This window comes from Rathayibacter iranicus NCPPB 2253 = VKM Ac-1602 (genome assembly GCF_003149025.1).
Classification (GTDB): Bacteria; Actinomycetota; Actinomycetes; order Actinomycetales; family Microbacteriaceae; genus Rathayibacter; species Rathayibacter iranicus.
In genome coordinates, this window is record NZ_QGDV01000021.1 from 1 (window position 1) to 21,880 (window position 21,880).

Genomic DNA, 21,880 nt, shown 5'->3' on the forward strand with positions numbered 1-21,880 from the left:
GGCACGCCACTGATGGCGCTGTACGGTCTCGGTCTCGTCTTCCTAATTCCGCTGTGGATCATGCTGATCATCGACCTTTTCTTCATGTCCGCACGGATCCGGAAGCTGAACACGGTGTCGGTGCCCACGATCGAGGCCATATCATCGCACCTCGGCTAGCTCGCGTACCTCCACGGTCTGATTCGCTTCTCGTTCATGTGCTGGCAGCTCGGCCCGTGCTCCGTTCTCGCTCCAATCGCGAGGAGGGCGCGGGCAGGATCGTCCGGTAGATCGCCGGTGAGGATGAGCTCCTGCTGCCGGCTGGACCGCGGGTAAAGGAATGCCTCGAGCGGTCGAGGTCGTCGAGGGTCAGCTTCATGTTGCGGGCGAGGAGGTTCCCCGTGCCCGAGGGCAAGAGCGCCAGCTCGACGTCGCGCTCGTTGACGACCTCGGCGACGGCGCGGACGGCGTCGAGGTCGATCTTGATCGGGTTGTCGACGACAGCAGCGCGCGACGACGAGTCGGTGACCTGAGACATGAATTTCTTATCGAGGGGGAGAGCGGTGGAGTCGGGGGCCCAGGTTCCGGGTCGTACGGAGTGCTTCAACCCGAGCGGGTCGCGAAGCCCTTCTCAGGTCCAAGAACTGACCCTGCGGCGGTTGTGATTCAGGATGCCGGAGCAAGGAGACGACGTCAGGGTGGACTCGCCGAGGGTCGGGGCGAAGAATGACTGGCTCACTATGACAGACAGAACAGAGTGCTCCGATCGGTCAGAGTCCGCGTCCTCTTCCGGGAACGAAGGTCATCAGGCATCCGCCGGGAAGGGGCACGAACGTGTAGCCGCCGGAGGGTTCGTCGGTCTCGTAGGGGTCGAGTTCCGCGTACTCCTCCGGAGTCGGGTAACCGTAGAGCTCGCTTCTGCTGGGCAGAGGGGGCACGGGAGCCGGTGCCGGGGGAGTGGTGCTGGGCAGGCGGGTGCGGACGGCCGCGCGCAGCGGCTCGCCGAGGGGCACTTCGGCGCCGCAGGTCGCGCACACGCGTCCGCCCTGGTTGACGCCTTCGCAGACGCGGCAGCGCCAGACGCTCATGAGCGGCCCCGGTCGGTGAGCTTGCCGAGCAGTCTCCCGACGAGCTTCCCGGCGGATGCGGCGGCGCGAGGCGCCTCCGCGCCAGCCCTGCCGATGACGCGCCCAGCGGCCGCGGGGGCGCCGGCGCCAGCACGGCCGACGAGGGAGCCGCGCAGGCCGCTCCCGGTGGCGGGCGTCGCGGCGGGCTCACCGACAGCGCGTACGCTCATCAGCGTCGCGTGGACGGACGCGATCGTCGGCCGCGCGGCTGGATCGGCGAGCAGCATCTGGTCGACGAGGTCCGCCAGGACAGGCGGGACGCCCTCGCGTGCCGTGCGCAGCACCACTCCGGACCGGACGGCGACCGCCGCCTCGTGATAGAGCGCCGCGTCGAATGGGGGAACAGCGCCGGTGAGGAACTCGGAGTAGATGAGCCCGAGCGCGAACACGTCGGACGCCACTCCGAGTTCGCGCGGGGCGACGCCCGCTTCCTGGATGTAGCCGAGGAGCTCGGGGGAGTAGTAGTTGATCGTGCCGACGATCTGGTCGACGGCGGGCGGGCGGCCGGCGATGTAGGAGCTGTCGAAGTCGATGAGTTTGCTGGTGTGGCCAAGCTCGGTGCGCTTGACGAGAATGTTCGTCGGCTTGAGGTCGCCGTGCACGATCCGCAGGTTGTGCAGGATCTTGAGGCTGTGCGCGACAGATTTCATGAGGACGAGCTGCTGGCGCAGATCGAGCGCGGCGACGCCTCCCGGGCCCAGGTCCTCCGCGTCGACCTTTTCGGTCACCTTGTAGTACTTGGCGCCCGAGCGAAAGAAGTCGAGGGTGACGATAAGGTTCCCGCCGTAGGCGGACAGCGGCGCGAGCGCGGTCTGCATCCCGCGGTGCTGCGCCTCGAACACGGCGCAACGGGCGCGCTTCTTCGTCTTCGTCTTCTCGCTGCCCGGGGCCGCGTCGTCGGGGTAGGTGGGGCTGAGGAACTCCTTGAGGAAGTATTCGCGGCCGCCGCGCTCGGCGAAGGTCCACTTGCTCAGACCCGCGCCCACGACGGAGAAGTCGCGCACGAGGCGGTAGCCGTTGATCACATCGCCGGCTCTCATCGGCCCGCCTCCCCGTCCTCGGTGATGTCCTCGACGTCGTCCTCCGAAGGAGCCTGCGGCTCCACGGAAGCGGGTGCGGCGGCGTCGTCGGGCTCCTCTGCGGGCGCCGGGCTTTCGTCCTCGCGTTCCGGCAGGGCGTCGAGCGCTTCCGGCTGGACCGCGGGCGGTCTGAGGTGCGTCTCGTACCCGCCTCGATACTCGCTCCAGCGGGCGCCGGTGACGTCGATCTGCTGCTGGCGCAGTCGTGCCAGCTCCTGCTCCGCGGCGGAGACGGCCGCGCTGATCCGGTCGAAGGGCTCGATGTGCTCCTCCTGCACGGCGGCGAGCCGAGGGGCGAGCAGTGTGCGGATGGCGGGCAGGTCCGCTCCCACACCCAGCACGGCGATCGCCGCGTCGTCTCCCGTGACCGCGCTGATCTCGCGCTGCAGAGCCGAGGACCACTCCTCGGCCGAGCGCGTGCTGGCGAGGGTCGAGAGCAACAGGTGCTCGAAGTGCATCGGGGTCGGCAGGTAGCCGAAGCAGCCGTCAGTGGCGGTGAGCAGCACGAGCGGCGCCTCGAGCTCGACGCGGCGGTAATTGACGTGGAAATCGGTGTCGGCGGACATCGCGTTGCTGACGGGCGAGTCCTGGTGCACATTCGACATCGCGTCGCCGACCTCGCGGAGATCATCGGTGCTGAGCTGGTGCAGCCCGAAGGCGTCGAGCGCGTAGGCGCGGGAGTCGCCAGCCCACAGCACGTGGCACGCCCAGCGCGCTCCGCCGCGGCGGGCGCGCTGCAGCGCGATCACGGCCATGGTCGTCGGGAGCGCGCGCAGCAAGCGTGAGCGGAGGCGGCTCGTCGGCGCCTTCAGGCCGGCGAGGTGCTCCTGCAGAGCGGTCTGGACGGAGCGGCGCAGATCCTCCGCAGCCGACTCGCCCTTGAGGTTCCAGTTCGGTTCGAGGAGATCGAGCATGCGGTCCTCGACCACGTCGCGCGCGATCCGCGAGGCGAGATACGCGCCCGAGCGCGGTCCGTCCGGGGTCTCGTAGACAGTGCCGCCGGCGCCGCCCATGCCGTCGAACACACCGACGAGTCCGAGGTCCGGGCCGTCGCGGAGGATCGGGTCCGCGTCCTCGCCGTGATCGGGGATCTTGCCGAGATTGAAGCCGAACGAGAAGGTCGGCCCCGCCCCCGCGTCGTCGACGCGGGGGGAGGCGTCGCTCATACCGAGTTGCCGATCGAGTCGATGATGGTGCCGTAATCGACCTCAGAGAGGCCACCGCCGGCCTGCGAGGGATTGTGCACGACGTTCTCCCATACCGCGGAGATGTCGCTCCAGCCCGGCCCGTCGGGCGCGAACAGGATCAGCCGCTTCGAGCTCGAGCCCATCAGGCCCTGCTCGTCCTCCCACTGATCGGTGAGAGCGCTGAAGTCGGCGGGCACGCGGGACGCGAGGTCGGCGGGCACAATCGAGGGGTCGAGAGGGTGCGCGGGCTGGTCGGTCCAGACGACGATGACCTGGCGGCGGCGGTCGCCGATGCTGGTCCACGGCGAGGAGATGCCGAGAGCGACGGCCTCCAGGCCCGACTCGGGAGCGTCACCGCCGCCCTGAGCGATCAGACCGTTGACGAACTCCGAGAAGCCGCCGCGCTCGTCCGGGAGGGAGTAGAAGGGGGACTCTTCGAGGGCGCTGTCGCCGTCGGCGGCGAAGTCGCGGAACGCGATGACCCGGACACGCAGCTGCGCGACGTTCTTTCCCTTCTCGATCAGGTTGGTCTGCACGTCGTCGTAGAAGCCGAGAGCGTTCGCCTTCACCGCGTCCAGGATCGGGGTCATGCTGCCCGTGACATCGATGCAGAAGACGATGTCGACCGCGTAGCTGAGACCGCGCGGCGCGGACAGGCTCGACTGCGTCGGCGCATCGACGGGCCGATCGGTGGTGACCGGTGCGGCCGGTGCTGGTGTGCCGAAATCGGCGGGAGCAGGGACAGGCGTGGCCGCGTCAGAGGCGGGGGCTGCAGGGCCGTCAGGGATCGAGCTGTCAGTCATGGAGGCTCCTCATTCATCGATGGCGGCGCGCCGAGAAGCTCGACGTGCAGTCCCATGCTTCGGCCTGGAGCGCATCACCGTCACGGGTTTGACAAAGCAAGAACAGCTGTGAATCTGCCCGCCAAATCCTCGGCACGAGAGCGAGGCGTCGGCTCCGTCTGTCTTCGACGAGTCCGTCACGCAGCTTTGGCGGCCACTGCGGCCCGTTCGGCCTGGGGCGTGATACGAGCCAGTGACCTGGCAGAGGTCGTGAGGGTGGAGTTCCCGACCTCACCCGTCGCGAACGCCGAACGCGGCGCGGCCGGGTACTGCGTCTCTGCCGCGGCGAACGTACCGAGATGAGCGCCGTGGCCTCTCGCGGCCTCGAGACACCCTCGGAGATGGTTTGGACGCCGAGATCGTCGTTCCCAACCGGTGGCTAAACCCGACTAACGAGCGATGACATCGCAGGAAAGTGGCCACACCGTGTCCCAAAATCAGAGCTGACGGCTGGCGCCGGTGCCGGTGAGCCAAAATTCCCAGGCTGACCAGGGTGTTCCTGCTGTGGGCGATACCGGACTCGAACCGATGACCTCTTCCGTGTGAAGGAAGCGCGCTACCAACTGCGCTCCGCGTGAGGCCGGCAAAAGCCGCGAAAGTCCGGGCTCCGCTGGCGGTGTCGACATCACTGTTCATTAGCCCAAATCACCCGGATGAGAGAATCTTGTGGCCAAAATCTGTCCAAAAGATGACGGTGAGTCGTGCACCCCTGGTGCGCTCCTGGTCGGGCTCCGCGGCCTCTATGTCATCGCAGGTGCGACAGGAGTGCAGCGAGGCTCACGGACTCGTAGACCGGGCGCCGTCCTCGACGCGGCATCTGTGTCGTCGCCTGACCGGTGAGCTGTCCGGTCCCGCTTCAGAGGCGGCCCTACGCTGACGCAACGCATGCCCGCACACAGAACGGACCGTCTAGGCCCATCGCGGCGTCGTCGACGACCTGGATGGCACCCTCTCGCTGCGTCCGTTCGTTTGACGATTTTGCCCGTCGTCGGCGCCAGTTTCGAGACATCCTCGTCCCCGGCGAGCAAGGCCGCCTTCGCGCCGGCGGTGCTACCGCGAGAGGCCCCATCGCCGCAGCAGTGCAGGCCGCCTACCACGCGGCCCGCTGACGTTCACTCGCCGGCGTCGCGGTTGGCGATGTGGTTCCGTAGGGCCTCGTCCGCAGCTCCCAGACGGGCACCGAGCTTGCGCTCCTCGTCCCAGTTCCGGGAGTGGGTGGCACGGAACGCGTCGAGCGCGTGCTCAGCGATGTCGCGGTCCTGTTCGAGTACGGTGGCGCGCGACCGGGTGTCCGGAGCGTCGCCGATGCCGGCCCAAGTGGCCTTGGACACCTGCAGGATGACGGCGGAGCTGCTGTCGGCGTGCATCTGCTGCTCGAGGTAGAAGCGGCGTTTGCCGTTCTCGACCAGAACGGTGCGGCCGGAGACACCTTCCTCCGTGAGTATCTGCCGGAGGGTGCGGACCCGCCCATCGTGGGTGCGCCAACGCCGGTCCAGGTCCTTCTCTATCGCTGTCCGTGCGGCGTTGGTGTTCCCGACGGGGAGCGAGTGATGTCGGACTGCAGGGACCGGCTCCGGTTTCGGCTCCTGGGGGATCTCCTCGAACTGGGTCGGGTCGACGACGAAGCGTCCGTGACGGCCGAGCTCGTCGCTCGTCCGGAGGGAGTCGTACTCGGCCTTCGGAACCCGGAACACACTCTCCTGCTTGTCGCTAGCGCGTCTGGCGGTGACGAGAACCTGGCCGGGCTGGTCGGGGTCGGTGCGTGCGCTCGTGACGACAAGGTCGTCGACGTGGGCGGTGTCCCAGATGTCACGGTCGCGCTGCGGGGACTGGCCGGGGAGTAGTGTCTCGCCGGTGGCTTCCTCGTAAGCGTCCGGAAACCAGCGGACGACGCCATCGCGGCTGGACTCCGGGGACCGGCGCGGGAACGCGTCCGGGAAGTACATGCCGACGATGTGCGCTTCGCAGTCCTCCTCGTACCAGCCGCCGAGTCGGCGCAGCGGGGCGGGAATGGCGCGGTTCCGGGCGGCGGACAGTTTCATGCCGCCGTGGCTGGGCGTGCCGGCGATCGCGATGCCGGGTGCGGGCTGTTCGACGTGGTCGGCGGGACCCCATGGGGTGCGCGACCCGATCTCGAGGTTGACGACGCCCCAGTCGCGGGTGGACGGGGCGAGGGTCGCCTCAGGGGCAGTGTGCTCGCGGCCGGTGAACGCGCCGGCGTTGCTGGAGTGGCCGCGGGGGTGCAGGGACGCGTCGAAAGTGCTCATGCCCGGGATGTACGCGGGCGAAGCGGCAAGCGATGCCGCTGCCAACGTTCAGAGTGGCAGTGTGGTGGGCTCACAGAAGACAGCAGTGCGGCGCTCGCTGTTTTTGGCGTGGCGCTGCATCCCAAGTCCGGTGGCCTCGTTCTTGACGACGGCGATGTCGAAGCTGAGGTCGATGCCGTCGGTGCGGTAGTTCTCCCGCGGCCACCTGACCACTTCGGCGCGGACCTCGCGCATGCGCTGCATGGTGACGGCATCGCGGGGGTCACTGCTGTCGAGCGTGCTGACGAGGATGACCGCGGGGGGTGTCCCATCGGCGAAGGGGAGTGGGCTGGCAGGGCAGCCGTCGAGCGGGGCCTCCTCCAGGCCACGCGTGGTGAGGTGCTCGCGGATCCGTTGGGCGGCGGACCCGCCCAGCGCGTCGGTCTTCTCGGAGATCACGGGAACCGAGGCGGTATCTGCGGCTGCGTCTGCGCCGTCGTTGACGGTCGGGTTCGGATCGGGGAGAGGGCGCGAATCGTCGGCGGCGCGGGAGGGAAATCGGGCGTGGAGGTCGCGGCCATGGCGTCGAAGATGGAGGAGGTCTGCCTGGTCTTTGCGGGTTCGTCGGTGAGATCCGGCAGACCGGGCTGCGCGGCGACCTCGGAGGGGAGCACTCAGGTGAGGTTTGGTCGATCGGTGTGGACAGTGAGGAAGCGCACCATGCTCAGATACGCATGGGTAATCTTTCGGACAGCGTTCGGCTGCGCCTGCCCGGGAATCTCGCTTCAGGTCATCCCGTCGTCGGCCGTGGGCGGTCGCATGACACGGTGATCCGGTGCAACGCGGCGACCTGCGCCGCTTTGGCCCCGCTGGAGTAGAAGAGCGGCCTGGCTGAGGCCGTGGCCGGGCCGCGGGTCGCGGGCTTCCGGCGCACCTCCGCTTCCAAGTGGGTGCGCACGCTGAAAGCCCCGACGGTGGAGACGTGACCTGGTGGGTAGGCGGTGGCATCGAAAGAGGTGGTCATGTCTGGGATCCAAACGGCAGGCTGAGGCTCACGCGGCCACCAGTGCTGCACGGCGCCGACGCACCCACTCGTGCGCACCGGCCGGGTCCGCCGTGCGGTTCGGGAACTCGTACAGCGGTTTCATGTACGCGTCGCGGGTGCGGGCCGGGTACGTGATGGGACCGTGCTTCCCGCCCGCGAGCTGCAGCAGCCGCGGGTCAAGCACGGCGGCAATGCCGCGGTCGCCGGCGGCTCGGATGAGGCGGCCGATCTCCTGCTCGAGGAGCGCGGCCGCGTCGGCGACGTACACGTACAGGTCGGCGGTCCACTTGTCGTAGTGGAACACCTCCATCAGGAACTCCACCCGGGCGTCGTCGATGGGGTTGCGGGCGGCGCGGGCGGGCCGGTCGGCGATGACGGCGGTGTTCGTCTCGCCGCGCGCGTCGACGCCGGTCATGAACGACTTCGTCCCGACGAGCACGGAAGACTCATCCGCCTTCCACCGGGCGAGGACCTGCGCCGGCGTTTCCTCGCCCCACTGGGACAGGACCGTGTGCCCTGGGAGGTTGCGCCGGAGCTGCTCGGCGTAGTGCCGGCCGTTCTCGCCGTTCGCGGACAGGATCAGCGCGGAGCCTTCGTTCGCGCGGACAAGGTCAATGATGTGGCCGGTTGCCCAAGTGCGGTGCTTGGTCGCGGAGAACTTCCGCTTACCATCGACCCCCTCGTCCGAGACGGCGTCGAGTTCCGCCGGGGTGACGGCTTTGGGGATGAACAACAGTGACTCGGCGTACGCGGTCGCGAACGGGGTCGGGAACGACAGCGGTTGGGCCCTCACCCCGACCTGTGGGCAGAACCCGGTCGGCAGGGTCGCGGAGACGAGGATGACGGTCAGCGGGACGGTCGCGCCTTCGACGTCTGAGCCTTCGTCCGGGCGTACGTAGAGGTTGTGTTGCAGCTTCCCGGACACGTCCACGGGGGAGGACTGCGCGGACGTCCAGGCGCGGAATCGCGGGTCGGCCCGCTCGGCTTTCTGGATCCAGCGGGCCTCACCGGAGTGGTGGGCGGCGACGGACCCGACGGCGGCGGCGAGCTCGTCCGCGCGCGTCTTCGCCTTCCGAGCGGCGATCGACGCGGCAAGGTCGTTGGTCTGCGCCGCGACGTCGGCGTGCTTCGAACCGGACTTAGCCCATTCCTTGATCGTGTCGCCGAGGGACGCGAGCGGGTCGTCACCCTTCTTCATCCGGAGGGCGTCCTCCCGGCCGAGCTGTGCGCGAAGTTCCCGCTCGAGTTCCTCGGCGAGGACGTCCGCCTCGCCTGCCCACCGGCGGACGGTGAAGTCGTTCGGGCTGAGCTTCTGCACCGCGCGGGCAAGGCTCATGACAGTGCGTCCGGAGACTTCCGCGGCGCCTTGCTTGCGGACCTCGCCGGGGAGCGCGTGCGCCTCGTCGATGAGCAGATGGTCGAATACGCCGAGGCTGGCGTTCCCGACGATGACGGGGAGTGCGTTCGCCGCTTGGATGCCCAGGAGGGTGTGGTTGACGATGACGATGTCCGCCGCTGCTGCCCGTTCCTTCGCTGCGAGCGCTTTCGGCAGGTAGGGGCTGTCGTTCGGACCGGATGCGTCCGCGGACGTGGCTGAGACGAGGGACCACTCCCGGGTGGTGTGCGCGCCGTCGTAGGAGTGCCGGTCGCCGGGGAGGCTGTCGTCGTCGTACTGCAGCAGCGACCACGCGACGAGACGCTTCAACGCGGCCGGGTCGGGCTCGTCGAGGTCGCGGATCAGCTCCGCGGACGGGCTGGACCCGAGCACGAGAGCCGCGAGTCTGGGCGGGTTCAGCTCCTCGCTGTCGGTGAGTAGGTGGGCGACGCCGAAGGTCTTGCGCGGGTCGACGTAGTTGTTCGTGCCCTTCAGCACCGCGACTTGGAGCTCTCGCCCGCCGAGGCTGACGATGCCTGCTATCATGTCTGGCGCGTCTTTCGTCAGGATCTGCGCCTGCAGAGACAGCGACTCTGTCGAGATGATCGTCCGCTCGTCGTGGTTGACGGCCCGGTCGCCGGCGACGGAAAGTAGTGCGGCGGCCTTTCCGGAGCCGGTCGGCATCCGCGCGACCCACGACGAGCGGGACTGGGCGGCCGCGGCCATTGCCTCGGTTGCCTGCACTTGCGCGGGTCGGGCTTCGGCTTGGGCGCCGACAGCGACGTGGACAGAGGCGCGCAGGATCTCGAGTACGTTCACGCTCGGTTCTATGCGTACGGCGGCTCCACGGTGTGAACCGGTGCCAGATTGGCCGCGGTCGCTTTGTAAGCTTTCGCGTCCTCCCAGACCAGGGCGGCGACGGCCAGAGCGAGACCTTTGTCGGTGCCGCCGCCGGGACTCACCCGCCAGTACGTCTCCCGCCTCCGCAAAGACAGCGCTCGGTAAGGATCGCTGCGCCGCGGCGCCGGGTTGCGCTCTGGACGTGCGTGTAAATCTGGTTCTTGCCGAGTGGTGCTCGCCTCCCGGCAACGCTGCAGGCCGGACCAATCGACGGCGGCCGAATAGCGCGCCGCGCTACTTGACCTCGAGGCGGTTGTCGCGCGACGCCGCGGACGGCCGTCCCCTCGCACCAGATCCCCAAACAGACGCACTATCGGATGCCGCGCGCCGAGCTCCTCGAGGCGCCGCTCCGGCAGTCGCCCGACCACTGCCCTCGCGAGTCGCCCCGTGGCAGAGACGTCGAGGGGACCGGCCGATTCGCATCTGACGCGAATACACGGGCTCATACTGACACGAGATAGATATATCGGCGATATCACAATGGCATCTGGGGCGGCTACCGCTGTGTGTTGCTATACCGGGACCCCCGGCGCACGATCGCTTCAGGCGGACGGACAGGACCGACCTCTCCCGCGCCGCAGCGGCGGAGCTACGACGAGTGCGTGCAGGCGGAGGTCCGACTCGGGCGGCGGGAGAGCAAAGGCCGGACCCATCGGTCCAGAGAAGCGGCCGACCCACGCCGACCGACAGTTCCGACGCGACAGGTGGCGGGGGCTCGGCTTCGCCTCCGCTCGAGGGTGACCGCATGAGCCCCCCGACGCCCCGGGAACTGCTGGCCGTTCACGTCGCCGCCGACCCCTCCGGAATCGTGGCGACCTTCACCCTGGGCGCCCCCCGCCAGCCGGCCGAGTGGTTCACCTACGGCATCGAGGTCACCGGCGCGACGGCGCTACGATCAAGCACTTCGGCGTCCGCCTCTCCTGGGCCGAGACGAAGGCGTCCGTCTTCGAGTTCGAGAGCGCCACCCAAGCGAGCTACGATGCCTCCCTCGTCGTCCGGTTCCCGGACTCCTCGCTCGGCATCGACGCGATCGGCTCCGTCACCGGATTCGCCACCATCGATAGCGAGAACGTCGCCGCCGGCGTACCTGTCCAGCTACTCCGCTATGGGAACCGCCGCCCATGCCGCTCACCTTCGCCGTCTGTTCCGGCTGCAACGAGGACCACGCCCTCCGCCCGGACGGACGCCTGTCGATCCACGACAACGCTGTGGGGCAGCGATGCCCTGGACCGGTCGGCGAGCCCGGGCCCAGCGCCGCGCAATGTCGCCCGCCGTGTGCGCAGCTGCCAACAAATCAGAACATGGACTCCGAACTCGCGGCGCCTTCGACTACATCAACACCCACCGCAAGAAGTCCCCAGACCCCGACCGACGAACCTGCGCGATCGGTCTGCCGCAGATCACCTCCGGCGACCTCCCCGGGTTTGGCCGGTAGCGCGCGTCAGTGATCGCGCCCGAGCAGCTGGCGAAGGAGCGATTGCGCGGCCGGGGGCTGCTGCGCCGCTTCGGTAGCGGGTGCGGCAGGGGCCAGGGTGATGCGCAGCTCGCGCTCTGACTGATCTGAGGCGGACGGCGACCACTCGGAGGGATCGTGGCCGTCCGGGATGACGTAGCCGCCACAGTCGACCACGCCGCCCTCCCGGTCGACCGTGACGCTCTGCACGATCAGAGTGCCGGTGTCGAAGTCGAACGGGCTTCGTCCGTCCTGGGCGTGGATCGTCTTGGCTCTGAGACCCTTGGCCCAGGAGAGCCTGCCGACGAGCCCGCCCGGTGAAGACGCCCACCAGTGACTGTCATTCCATTCGACGTGCAGCTCGTCCCCGACTCGCACCGCCCTCACGTGTTCAGTGACCGTCGAGTGGTACAGGCTCGACAGCATCGGAGTGCCGTGCTCGGCAAGGGTCGATGAGAGCGCACCCGCAATGCCGAACCTGCGGTCGCCGTTCTTGTGCTGAGACCCGAGCTGCGGGTGGCCGTCAGAGGCGGCCGGTGCGTCGGTAGAAGTCATGACCAAACTCTAGTCACGAGCCCGGCGGGTGGGACGACCGTTCCTTGCCGCGCTTCTTGACCTTCGGCGCGGGCTCGACCCCGCCGACCATCCGACGCTTCACTCTTGCCTGCACCGGCCGGCCGTCAAGAGTGCTGTGCGTCCCTCCGAGATGCCCCACCGGGGCACTCCTGACGGCCGTCCGCCTCCGGCCTCGCGGCGCTTATCGGATGGATGGCCTCGGTGCGTGGTCGAGCTCGACAGTTCCCCCCAGGGGGCTGTTCGCTACTCGGTCGCGGTCCGGAATAGAGGGGCGTAAGTGAGGGACGGCGCCTCGCCGTACTTCTTCGCGAGAGGCGCCAGGCCCGCTCGTAGCGGGTTGCCCACCAGCACGTGATCCCATGCCGTGAGCGCTCGCACAAGTAGAGCTGACGCGACGCGCAACCACATCTCGGACTGCGGGTAGCGCGCAGCGTCGAACCAGGAGAAACCGGAGTCACTGGTCGGATCTTGGGTCGTGTATAGGTCGACGATTCCAGCGCCGGCATGACTCACCCCGGACGCCATCCGGAACAGCACGTACAGGTCTTCCGTGCCCGTGACGGATCGCGCGCGCTGGTGGAAGTCCTTCTCGCTCCTGAACTCATCGAGTTGGTCGAGCAACTCCTTCGCGCGCACGAGCTCCTCCCTCACAAGGTCCGCTCCGAGGTCCGGATTTGCCGCGCGGACATTCTCGAGAAGCTTCCGCCTCGTCTCAGCCCCCTCCCGCAGAAACCCCTTCCAGCCGTCTGGCGTCTTCAACAACCACGCCGTCGTCGTCGCGTCCTCCATCAGTGTGCGGATGATGGGGACGGCGGCGAGCGGCTGCTTCGCCTCGTAGAGTGTCGCGATCGCTCGGCCGCAATCAACGGCGTGAGCCACAAGCGCTCGAACGGCGATGACGGTCTGCGCGTCGGCTGAGGTCGAGTACTTCGTCACGGGATCAGCGATGTGCCCCTCCCAGAGTGCGCAAAGACGACGCAGAACGTCGGTCGACTTGGTGTCATCTCGCCAGTGCTGGCGTCTCGCGTCGGCACGCTGGGCCTGAGCATTACGTCGTCGCCGTTGGTCTCGGGCGCTGCTCACTTCAGATGTCCCGCGCCGCTCATTTTCCGGTGTCGTCGGGTCCGAATGTGACGTAACCAGGCCCGCTGTCGTATCGGTATCCGAGCGGGAACTTCGCGTAGATGACCCCGTTAGGGAAGCGATGCTGAACCTCCTCAGCGAAGGTGGCCGCCTCAGCTTCCGATGCGAAGACGCCAAGGATCGTGTTGTTCGGCGATTCGTCGTGCTGCACGACCCAAACATCCGGCGGGAGCACTGCGTGTGTCTCTTCGTGCTGACGTAGTTTCCACATCATCGGTGCCTCCTGATCCTTGAACCACCATCATGCTCGTACGGGCGACCTCGTCGAAGTGACAGTCGGTGTCTTGGAAACCTTTAGCGTTCCGAGACACACGGCCGCGGGCTCGCCCAACGCTGCGCACGGCCGCAAACGTGGGCGCTGATCAGTCTCACAAACCTGTCTCGCCGCTTTTTGTCTCAGGAGCCGTTATGGACGGGTGTTTCCGAGTCAGAACGAGGTCGTGAGGCTTCTCGGATACACGCGTGTGAGTACGTCGAGTCAGGACGTGCAGTTGCAGGTCGACGCGCTCGTCGCCGCCGGGGTGCAGAAGCGCGACGTCTTCGCGGACGTGATGTCGGGGAGCAAGACCGCGATCGTGCGGCGCGACGACGGCGAGGTAGACGTTCTGGTGGTTGGTGCTGGCCTCTCGGGTGGGGCGTGACTCCGGCGCGGCCATCGGCAACGGCAGATGATCTGAGGTGGGCCTGACGGATGAGGCGGCGCTCGGCAGACGCCGAAGGCCCCTCCCACCGAAGCGTCATTCGGTGGGAGGGGCGGTCTCAGGCCGCGCGCGGAGCGCGGGATGCGAGCGAAAGGCCCCTCCCGCCGACGCGCCAAACTTCGTCGGGAGGGGCTGTTCACTGCGCGGGCAGGGTTTAGGCCGTGGCCCGCGCCTTGCGTCGCTTGACCGCGACACCGGTGGCAACGCCGGCGCCCGTCAGCATGAGCAGGCCGGCGAGGACGCCGAATCCTGCGAGATCGAAACCGGTGGACGCGAGGCCCGCTCCGGCCGCCTTCACGATGGTCGTCTCGTTCGGCGCCCCGCACTCGCCCTCGTGGAGGAGGACGGGTGTGCCGTCACGGTCGACCCAGAGCCGCTCGACCCAAAAGTACGTGCCCACTTCGGTGAAGGTGGTGTCCTTCGAGTCGTAGCTGCCGGGGCCGGCCACAGGGAGGTGCTCCTTCGAGCCGTCGTAGACGGCGGTCTCCGGGGTGCACGTCGGGGTGGCTACATCCTCGTCCTTCTTGTAGGCGTTGAACGTCAGGTACGCGCCTTCAGGGGTGAGCCCCGTGACCTGTCCGGTGTCGTGCGCGGCCTTACCGAGGGTGACGTCCGCGACAGCGGTGGTGGACACCTTGGGACGCTCCACAACGGTGGTCTCGCCCGGCGCGCCGCACTCGCCGGCGTGAATGACCTCGCCGTCCGCGTCGCGTAAGGTCTCGATCCAGAAGACCTTGCCGTCATCGTGGAATACCAGGCCCGGCGAGAGGTATTCGGCGCGGTCGTTGTCGCCGGCCTTGACCGCGACCGGCCGGTCCTTCGTCGAACCGACGAGGTTCGTGGGCATGCAGGTGGCGCCGACGAGGTCCGCGTCGGTGAGTAGGACGTTGGTGCCGTCCGGGTTCAGCACCGGGGTGCCGTCCTCGTTCGTCTTGATATCGCCGACCTGCGGCTGGCGGTACGCGTTGAAGATGGCGGTGGTGCCGGGGGCGACCGGGCCGTCGACGATCGCGGTGTCGTGTGCCTCGTCCTCGATGACGACGTTTGCGTCCGCTTTCGTCGTCACCGTGGGGTTCTTCACGAGCGTGGTCTCGTTCGGGATGCCGCACTCACCCTGGTGGATGAGGTTCCCCTTGTCGGAGACGAGTGACTCGACCCAGTAGACCGGTCCTGTCCGGGTGGCGGTGAACTCGAGGGAGTCGTAGTCGCCGGTCTCGGTGACGGTCTGCGGGGTGTCCTTGTTCGTGAAGATCTGCGTGGTCGCATCACACACGGCCGGCTGGCCTTCCACGCCCTGGTAGGCGGTGAAGTACAGGCCGGAACCGGTCGCCGGCATGGTGCCGGTGATCGTTGCGGTGTCGTGGATCTTGGACTTCGGAGCCGCTTCCGGCTGCGCCTGCGTAGCCACGGTCGGAGTGGTCAGCTGCTGGGTCTCGTTGACGAGGCCGAACCGGTCGGCCCACTCGGTGATGTAGCCGCGATATTGCTCCGGCTGGTCCTCCTCGGTGATCTCCCACACCCATGAGATGTACCCGGCCTTCGCCGCGTCCGGAGCGGTCAGCTCGGTCGAGGTAAACGTGCCGGGCTGGTCCGTGGTGATCGTGGTCGAACCGACCGCGGCCGCGTTTGCGGGCACGGTGTCCGACGTCGACGGGGCTGTAGCGCCCTCGACGTAGTACGCGGTGCCGCGGAAGGTGACCGGGACACGATTAGTGCCGTCCTGCAGCCAGGCGCCGCCTTCACCGAGGTCGGCCTTCAGGGTGTCTGAGATCTTCCCGGAAAGCGGGATCGTGTCCGCGGTCACCTGCGAGGTCGCGATGATGTTCGACGGGGACACGTGCGTCTCCGGGACCTGACCGAACCGGTCGGTGAACGAGTAGCCGTCGGTGATGCGTCGCTTGGCGACGTCGGACTGGTCCGCCTCGTTGATCGACCACACCCACGTGTAGTAGCCCGACTTCTCAGCGACGGTGTCCGAGGCGGCCGTGTAGGTGACGGCCGGGCCCTGCGCACCGGTGGTGACCGTCGCGGAGCCGGCGACGACAGCATCCCCGGGAACGGTGTCGGATTCGACGGGAGCCTTTGAGCCGGTGTAGTACAGGGTGCCGTTCGCCTTCACCTCGACGTAGGAGTCGTCGCCGCGCTGCGGCCAGGCGTTGTTCACGCCGTCCGCGCCGGCCACGCTCGAGAACGTCAGGGTGTCCTGGAACTTCTGACCCGCCTGCACGTACTTCGCGGCCACTGTCGTGCCGACGACGGGGTTGAAGTTGGGGGACCTCGTTGTCGGGTCCTCGGCGGAGATGGTGAACGAGCCGGGGCCGCTGGTCATCGTGCCGGGGCCGGCGGAGCGCTGTATCTCGTCGTAGTAGAGGGTTGCGTTCGCGTCGTAGCTCGAGCCGCCGCCGTTCGCGGAGGTGAACGCCGCCTTCGCCGAGATCTTGTAGTCGGAACCGTCCTCGGGGGCGACGCCGGTGATGTTGAGCGTGGAGTTGTTGCCGACACCGTCTCGGGTGGACAGTCCAGTATCAGTGAAGACACCGTTGGTGAGCGTGATCGTGCCGTTGGCGTCGGCGGGCGAGAGATTCGAGACGGTGAGGGTGCCCGCGTAGTTGTTCGTCGAGTCCACGGCGAAGGTCAGGTCGCCAGTCCCGGTACCAGAACCGCCGCCGACGGCGGCCGTGTAGTTCGCCTCGGTGTCTGCAAAGATCTGGTTGTAGAGCGCGGTGATCGCGGCGACGTCGCCGCCGTCGATGTAGTGCGAGCCCTGGCCGGACCAGTTCGCCGACGTGAAGTTGTACACGTATGCGGAGACAGCCGCAGCCTGGTTCGCGTCGGCGGTCTGGCCCCAGACGGTGATGGCGTAGTTGAGCTTGCGCAGCTCGTCGCCGGTGACGGCCCGGGTGCCGTCGACGGGGCTGATCTCCGACTGCACGGTGCCGGGACCGCCCGAGGCGGTCGAGTCCATCTGGACGTCGACGCAATAGACACGCTTGCCAGATCCGTCAGTCGCGATGTAGTTGCCGAGGTAGCCGCCGCCAGGGGTCCAGCGGCCACCTGCGCCTTCGATTGCGGCGGCCTGGGCCGGGATGGTGAGCGCGGCGGCGCCAGCGCCGAGGATGACGGCGCCGATGATGCTGGCAGCGGCGGCCCGCTTGAGGTTGGCGCCTGCGGCGGGATGGGTAACCGGGCCTCGGGGGCGCGTGGTCATAGGACGCTGAGATGTCATGGGTTGGGTGCTCTCGCTCTGGTTGCCAAGACCGGCTCCTGCCCGTCTCACGAAGTACCCTGCGGCGGGGAGAGGGGGCTCCCAGAAAAAAGTTCAAAAAACTTTTCGAGCAACCCCCTCCGGCCGAAAAGAGACGAACCCCGGCGCCCCGTGGTGAGGTGCCGGGGTTTGTCAGGCCCGATCCGTAAGGGTTACGCGCAGTCGTAAAAGGTGATCGTCAGGCCGCTGATCGAGTAGCCCCACGGGACCCCATAGCCGGGCGCCGACGTGCCGCCGGGGCCGGGGGAGTGGGTGCCGATAACGAAGCCGTTCGTGCAGCCGACGTAGTTGCCGTTGGTCTGGACGTGCACGTTGTTCTCGACCTCCGGCTTCGGAGCGGGAGCTGGGGCGGGAGCGGGAGCTGGGGCGCCGTTGTTGCCGGAGTTCCCGGACGGGGCGCCGGAGCCGCCGGAGTTGTCGCTGGAGTGGCTCTCCTCGTCATCGTCGGAGGTCGAGTACGAGCCATCACTGTCGTTCGACGAACCGGTCGACTCTGCGGGGACACTCCCGGTGCCGGCAGCTGCGGCTGCGGCTGCCAGGCCGGCGGCGTTTGAGTCGAGGCCCGCGCGAGCGGCGGTGGCGTAGTCGACGAGCGGCTTCATCAGCGAGCCGCCCTCCGTCAGGGTGGTGCGGAGGAGGGTTGCGGCGTTGCCGATCGCGTCCCTCTCCGGCTGGGCGGCGGCGGTGAGCGCGGCGAGGAACGGGTCGGTGTTGTCGATGGCGTTCGCGCTCATTCTCGCGAGCGGTTCCGTGACGGCGTCGGACTGGACGGCGAGTGCCTCGAGGAGGGCACCGCCTTCCTTGACCGCCGTCGTCTCGGTGGACGCGAGCTTCGCGAGGTCTTCCGCCGTGTTGTGTAGCTCAGCGGTCGACATCGTCTTATCGACGGACGGCCAGGTCGTCTTCGCGACCGGTGCAGTCGAGACGCTCGAGGTCAGGTCGATCGAGCGTGAGGATGCGGCCGCCTGCGCGGTGGTCTTGAGCGTCGTCGAGGCTGCGGCGACAGCAGCGCGGCCGGTCGGGTCCAGGATCCCGTCGGAGATGGACACCAGATTGTTGGCATCGCCGACGAGTGACTTCGCTGCCATCAGCGCCTCGCCGATGGCCGATGCGTTCTTCGACGTAGTCTGCTGTGCGGTCGTCAGATCCGACAGTGCGGTCTGTGCGCCCTTCAAGGCGTCGTTCTGAGCGCGGGTGGTCGCCGCTGCGGACACTCCGGAGACGGTCAGGACGATGGCCGCGACGACGCCAGCTGCGATACCGCAGGCGAGCATGGCCTTCTTCGGGTTGGAGAGCGGCGACAGCTTGGCCGGGGCGTGCGTGAACGCGTTCGGGCGCTGGGGGGTGGTGGTCATCGTCGGATCCTTGCGTCAGGTGGTAGCGAACTTTCCTCGAGAGGGTTCAGTATTGGACGCCCGTGCAGTCCGGGTCGCGTGGCCTTCCCTCTATGTATGCGCGGTGGATTCAGGTCCCGTCGGACGCGGGAGGTTCCGGTGCCGGAGCGAGAGAGCTCGGCTCGGGCGTCGGTGTCGGTTCGGGCTGCGCCGTCGGCTCCGGTGCCGGCGCAACCGGCGGCTGCGGGTCGGTTGGAGGGGTGGTCGCAGGCGGCTGCAAGTCTGGTGCGGGCTCGACCACCGGGGCGGAATCCATGGTGGGCTCGACGGCCGGGGCCTCCGGCGCTTCTGGGGCGTTCGGCGCCTCGGACGGGCTCGGCGACATCGACGGTGACGGGGTCGGCGTCGGGGTGGACGTTGACGGCGGCGTGGCGAGGACGGGGCGTAGCGCGTCGGCGAGGGCGACCAGCTGCTCCACCGCGTGGACGCCCGGCGCGACCGCTATTGCGATCGCTTTCATCGCCGCGATTGCCTCCGGCTGCACTTCGGGGTGCGCAGCGAGCACGGACGCGGTGAAGCCCGCTGCCGAATTTGCGAGCGCGTCCACGGCTTTCGACTCGGCGGTAGCGTTCGACGTCAACGTCGCGATGCTCGCTCGAGCTGAGACGGTCATCTCGTCCGCAGAGGCCGCGCGACCGTGCAGCCCATCGGTCAGCTCTCGGATGTCCCCGACCGTCGATTCGTCGGACAGACTGGACAGCGGCCCGATCTCGGAGTCCACGCCGTCGGCGAGGGACGAGCTCGCGACCGCGAGCACCTTCGACGTCGCCTGGTGAGCCTTGACGAACGCGGCGTAAGTGACCGGGTCGAGGGCGTCCTGCCCGGCCGCGACGAGCGGCTCGGTCGTGCTGACGAGCTGTCCTGTTCGGCTGATTTCGTCGGCAAGCGCGGACCGGGCGTTCCTCGCGCTCAACAGCGACCCGCGAAGCACGTCTGCGGCCGACCGTTGCTCCGCGAACGCGCCGGGCCGATCCTGCGAATCGGCGTGCGCAGAGACAGCGAACGCCCCGCCGGCGGCCAGGACCAGGACGAGGCCCGCAGCGAGGAGGCGGGTGCGCAACGGCACCGCGCGGAACCGGCGCAGGGCCTGGGCCGGCCAGGGTTGGCGCGGACCCGACCGGCGCGACGACGGGCGCTTCGACACGGGCTCGGGCCGTGCGCGGGAGCGTCGCGTGTCGTGGCTGTCGTTGTCAGTGGTCGGCACCGGGGCTCACCTCTCCGAATCGTCGCCGTCGGCGAGCAGGTGCAGCTCTGCGATGCCGAGCGGCTCGAGCGAGTTCAGGAAGTCGAGCTCCGTGTGCGCGTTCACCCACACGACCGCCTCACCGAGCGGGGGAGCGACGGGCGTGTACGGGGCGTAGTTCGTCGCGAACAAGATCAGAGGTATGCCCGAGTCCCAGCGCTCGAACTCCAGCACCGGGCCGTCCTTCGGTGAGAACAGTGCGGTGAGCGCATCCTCGCCCACCGCGGAGATATCGAACCCATCCGACTCCTGGAGAGCGGCGACAGCACCGGCCTGAGCCGTGTTCGCGAACGAGGCGAGAGACGTGAGACGTGCTTCGAGCGATGGGTCCTCGATCGGGTCGTCCGTGGGCAGACTCCCGTAGCCGGGGATGATCTGCTCGACGAGCTCGGTGAGCGTGTCCGCGAACAGGGCGGAGCCGGACGAAGCGAGCAACGTCGCCGGGTAAGGGGTGCCGTCGGAACGGCTGGGGATCTCGGTGGGGTCAGTGGAGATGACGAAGGTCATGGGCGCTGCTTTCGATGGTCGAGGTGAAGAAAATGCACTTCCAGCGGACTATGCGCGCATCCGCAGGCAGGTGTCCTCACGCCGCGACCGCAGCTGTGCGCTTGACCGCCTGCTCGGCGACCTTGAGCTGGTGGGCGGCCGCGGCGGCACCTGTGAGGCCGCTCTCATCGCGTGGCGGCTTCGAGCCGCGCCCGTAACCGACGGCCTCGTCCGCAAGGCGCGACGGCGAACTGTCCATCTCGGCCTCGCCGGACGGGTCAAACCGCGCGATATCAGCTGCCGTTGGCTCCGGGCGAGTGGACTTGGGGATGTTAAGGGCGTTGAGCGCGCGTCGATAGTCTTCAACGCCCGCGTAGTACGTCTTGTATACGAAGGGGTCCTGGCCTTCGAGCTCAGCGACGCCGACACCCTTGGCGACCGTTACGTCCGCTCGGACGTTTCCGGGCACGAGCGGAGCGGCCGCTTCGCTGTTAAACGCCTGAGTGCGCGCTGTCTTCGACGGGTTCGAGCCCTGCAGAATCTTGTGGCCGATCTTTGCCTTCTGGCTCGGGCCGATCCCCGTGTTCGCATTTGTGACCTGCGACGCCAGGATCATGCGGATACCGAAGGCGCGCTGTTCCGCGAGGGTGCGGGAGATGACGTCCTCGATGGAAACGCGGATGAGGTTGCGCATGGTCTTCGCGACGACGATCGGGTTGTCCTTGGGGACACCGGCGGGCAGCTTCTCGGTCACGAGGAGTCCTGAGACCTCATCCACGATGACCAAGATCGGGTTGAGGGCAGCCTCGCGCGGCAGCTCGGTCCAGTTGGTCACGCCGTAGCGCTCGATGATCTCTGAACGGCGCTTGCCCTCCTCATAGACGAGCGACAGCGCGGCGAGCGATTCGACGTCCCCTTCGGCGCCCCACCCACCGTCGCGGCACCATTCCTTCATCCAGGTGAAGTCCATACGCTTGTCGAAGATGTCGCAGATGACCAGCTCGGTGCCGGCAGCGAGGGACCCTGCGATGAGGGCGTTCAGGGTGACCGATTTGCCCGAGCCCGGGGTGCCAGCAATCATGGCGAACGCTTGAGTGGACCAGTCGATGCAGACTTCCTCGAGAGTGTCGCTGCCGGGCTCTGGGAGCTTGACTCCGAACGGGGTCCGCTCACGGCTGACGGTCGGTAGTCGTTCGAGCGGGTAGCCGATCGCCGTCGGGAACGTCGGAGGCTCCGAAGGGATGATCTCGGCGGTCAATGCCTGCGCCTGAACCTGGACGTACCAGCCGTCCCGCCCGACCACTTGCTCTGCGACCTCGGTCAGCTTCGCGTCGTGCTTCGACGGCACGTAAATGCGAGGCAGCCCGAGCGAGAACCCTCCGTCGGGACGGTTGGTGACCTGCACGTCCCAGGCCTTCACCCCGAGAGCAACCGCGACCGCACCGCGGCACCGCTGCGCGTCCGCGGACAGCTTGCTGAGGGTGGCCGTGCCGAGGAACGGTTCGAACTTCGTCATCACGTATCCACGGTGACGCGGGTCGGATTCGAGGTGGGCTGCTACCTGGTCACCGTCCGCGGGCTTCGTTCCGGATCGCAGGCCCACGTCGTAGGAGCCGCGCTCCTTGGACTTGCTGACCTGGGTGACTGCGGACTGGCGCGTCAGGGTCAGAGTTCCCGTCTCGGGGTCGTGGGACTGCATCGACCAGCCGGTGCCCGCATCGGTCTTAGCGACCTTCGTGAGAACTGCCTCGATGTGGGCTTTGTTGTTGGCGTCGAAGCCGGTGCCTGGCTTGATGCTGATGCGTTCGGTTGCCATGCCCAGCACCCTGCGGCGGGCGG

At 68.0% G+C, this 21,880-nt stretch carries 17 protein-coding genes, 1 tRNA gene and 1 pseudogene; 1 reads left to right on the top strand and 18 read right to left on the bottom strand.

Annotation, left to right across the window (positions count from 1 at the left end):
• Positions 1-193 precede the first annotated feature (193 nt).
• The 13 genes from B0H03_RS17565 to B0H03_RS14885 all read right to left on the bottom strand — a co-directional run bounded on the left by B0H03_RS17565 (position 194) and on the right by B0H03_RS14885 (position 13,166).
• On the bottom strand, positions 194-517 hold the full coding sequence (locus B0H03_RS17565; RefSeq protein ID WP_419956907.1) for a hypothetical protein: 324 nt from the start codon (positions 515-517) through the stop codon (positions 194-196).
• Positions 518-749: 232 nt separating this feature from the next.
• Entirely contained in the window at positions 750-1,067 is a 318-nt protein-coding gene (locus B0H03_RS14825; protein ID WP_104264127.1) for a hypothetical protein, read from the bottom strand.
• A complete protein-coding gene (locus B0H03_RS14830; protein ID WP_104264128.1) occupies positions 1,064-2,146 on the bottom strand; it encodes a protein kinase domain-containing protein in 1,083 nt (360 codons plus the stop codon). The genes B0H03_RS14825 and B0H03_RS14830 overlap by 4 nt, the downstream gene beginning before the upstream one ends.
• Positions 2,143-3,351 carry a PP2C family protein-serine/threonine phosphatase gene (locus B0H03_RS14835; protein WP_104264129.1) on the bottom strand — a complete coding sequence of 403 codons (1,209 nt, stop codon included), beginning with the start codon at positions 3,349-3,351 and terminating at the stop codon, positions 2,143-2,145. Before B0H03_RS14835 ends, B0H03_RS14830 begins: the two co-directional genes overlap by 4 nt.
• The gene (locus B0H03_RS14840) at positions 3,348-4,175 is read right to left on the bottom strand and encodes a vWA domain-containing protein (protein ID WP_104264130.1); all 828 of its coding nucleotides are present in this window, start codon (positions 4,173-4,175) and stop codon (positions 3,348-3,350) included. The genes B0H03_RS14835 and B0H03_RS14840 overlap by 4 nt, the downstream gene beginning before the upstream one ends.
• 544 nt (positions 4,176-4,719) lie before the next feature.
• A tRNA-Val gene (locus B0H03_RS14845) sits at positions 4,720-4,787 on the bottom strand.
• A gap of 539 nt (positions 4,788-5,326) precedes the next feature.
• Positions 5,327-6,481 carry a DUF7007 domain-containing protein gene (locus B0H03_RS14850; protein ID WP_104354077.1) on the bottom strand — a complete coding sequence of 385 codons (1,155 nt, stop codon included), beginning with the start codon at positions 6,479-6,481 and terminating at the stop codon, positions 5,327-5,329.
• Positions 6,482-6,529: 48 nt separating this feature from the next.
• Positions 6,530-6,919 (bottom strand): hypothetical protein, encoded by a 390-nt coding sequence (locus B0H03_RS14855; RefSeq protein ID WP_104354078.1) that lies wholly within the window; start codon positions 6,917-6,919, stop codon positions 6,530-6,532.
• A 331-nt stretch (positions 6,920-7,250) separates the two neighbouring features.
• The gene (locus B0H03_RS14865; RefSeq protein ID WP_109714920.1) at positions 7,251-7,484 is read right to left on the bottom strand and encodes a hypothetical protein; all 234 of its coding nucleotides are present in this window, start codon (positions 7,482-7,484) and stop codon (positions 7,251-7,253) included.
• Between the two features lie 28 nt (positions 7,485-7,512).
• On the bottom strand, positions 7,513-9,699 hold the full coding sequence (locus B0H03_RS14870) for an ATP-dependent DNA helicase (RefSeq protein ID WP_104354080.1): 2,187 nt from the start codon (positions 9,697-9,699) through the stop codon (positions 7,513-7,515).
• Between the two features lie 1,522 nt (positions 9,700-11,221).
• Positions 11,222-11,788: a hypothetical protein gene (locus tag B0H03_RS14875; RefSeq protein ID WP_104354081.1), complete on the bottom strand. Its 567-nt coding sequence runs from the start codon at positions 11,786-11,788 to the stop codon at positions 11,222-11,224.
• Between the two features lie 264 nt (positions 11,789-12,052).
• On the bottom strand, positions 12,053-12,745 hold the full coding sequence (locus B0H03_RS14880; protein ID WP_104354082.1) for a DUF5677 domain-containing protein: 693 nt from the start codon (positions 12,743-12,745) through the stop codon (positions 12,053-12,055).
• A 166-nt stretch (positions 12,746-12,911) separates the two neighbouring features.
• The gene (locus B0H03_RS14885) at positions 12,912-13,166 is read right to left on the bottom strand and encodes a hypothetical protein (protein ID WP_237399481.1); all 255 of its coding nucleotides are present in this window, start codon (positions 13,164-13,166) and stop codon (positions 12,912-12,914) included.
• Between the two features lie 226 nt (positions 13,167-13,392).
• On the opposite strand from B0H03_RS14885, the pseudogene B0H03_RS14890 reads away from it, so the two are divergent.
• Positions 13,393-13,533 (top strand): annotated as a pseudogene (locus tag B0H03_RS14890) (recombinase family protein); the annotation flags it as partial.
• A 274-nt stretch (positions 13,534-13,807) separates the two neighbouring features.
• Here B0H03_RS14890 and B0H03_RS14895 read toward each other — a convergent pair.
• The 5 genes from B0H03_RS14895 to B0H03_RS14915 form a co-directional block, all read right to left on the bottom strand.
• Positions 13,808-16,861 (bottom strand): hypothetical protein, encoded by a 3,054-nt coding sequence (locus tag B0H03_RS14895; protein ID WP_104354083.1) that lies wholly within the window; start codon positions 16,859-16,861, stop codon positions 13,808-13,810.
• A 209-nt stretch (positions 16,862-17,070) separates the two neighbouring features.
• Positions 17,071-18,273, bottom strand: coding sequence for a hypothetical protein (locus B0H03_RS14900; RefSeq protein WP_104354084.1), 1,203 nt, complete (start codon positions 18,271-18,273; stop codon positions 17,071-17,073).
• A 109-nt stretch (positions 18,274-18,382) separates the two neighbouring features.
• Positions 18,383-19,516, bottom strand: a complete 1,134-nt coding sequence (locus B0H03_RS14905) for a hypothetical protein (protein WP_104354085.1) — start codon at positions 19,514-19,516, stop codon at positions 18,383-18,385.
• Between the two features lie 6 nt (positions 19,517-19,522).
• Complete coding sequence (locus B0H03_RS14910) at positions 19,523-20,062, bottom strand: hypothetical protein (protein ID WP_104354086.1); 540 nt, start codon at positions 20,060-20,062, stop codon at positions 19,523-19,525.
• Positions 20,063-20,138: 76 nt separating this feature from the next.
• A complete protein-coding gene (locus tag B0H03_RS14915; RefSeq protein WP_104354087.1) occupies positions 20,139-21,857 on the bottom strand; it encodes an FtsK/SpoIIIE domain-containing protein in 1,719 nt (572 codons plus the stop codon).
• Positions 21,858-21,880: the final 23 nt, after the last annotated feature.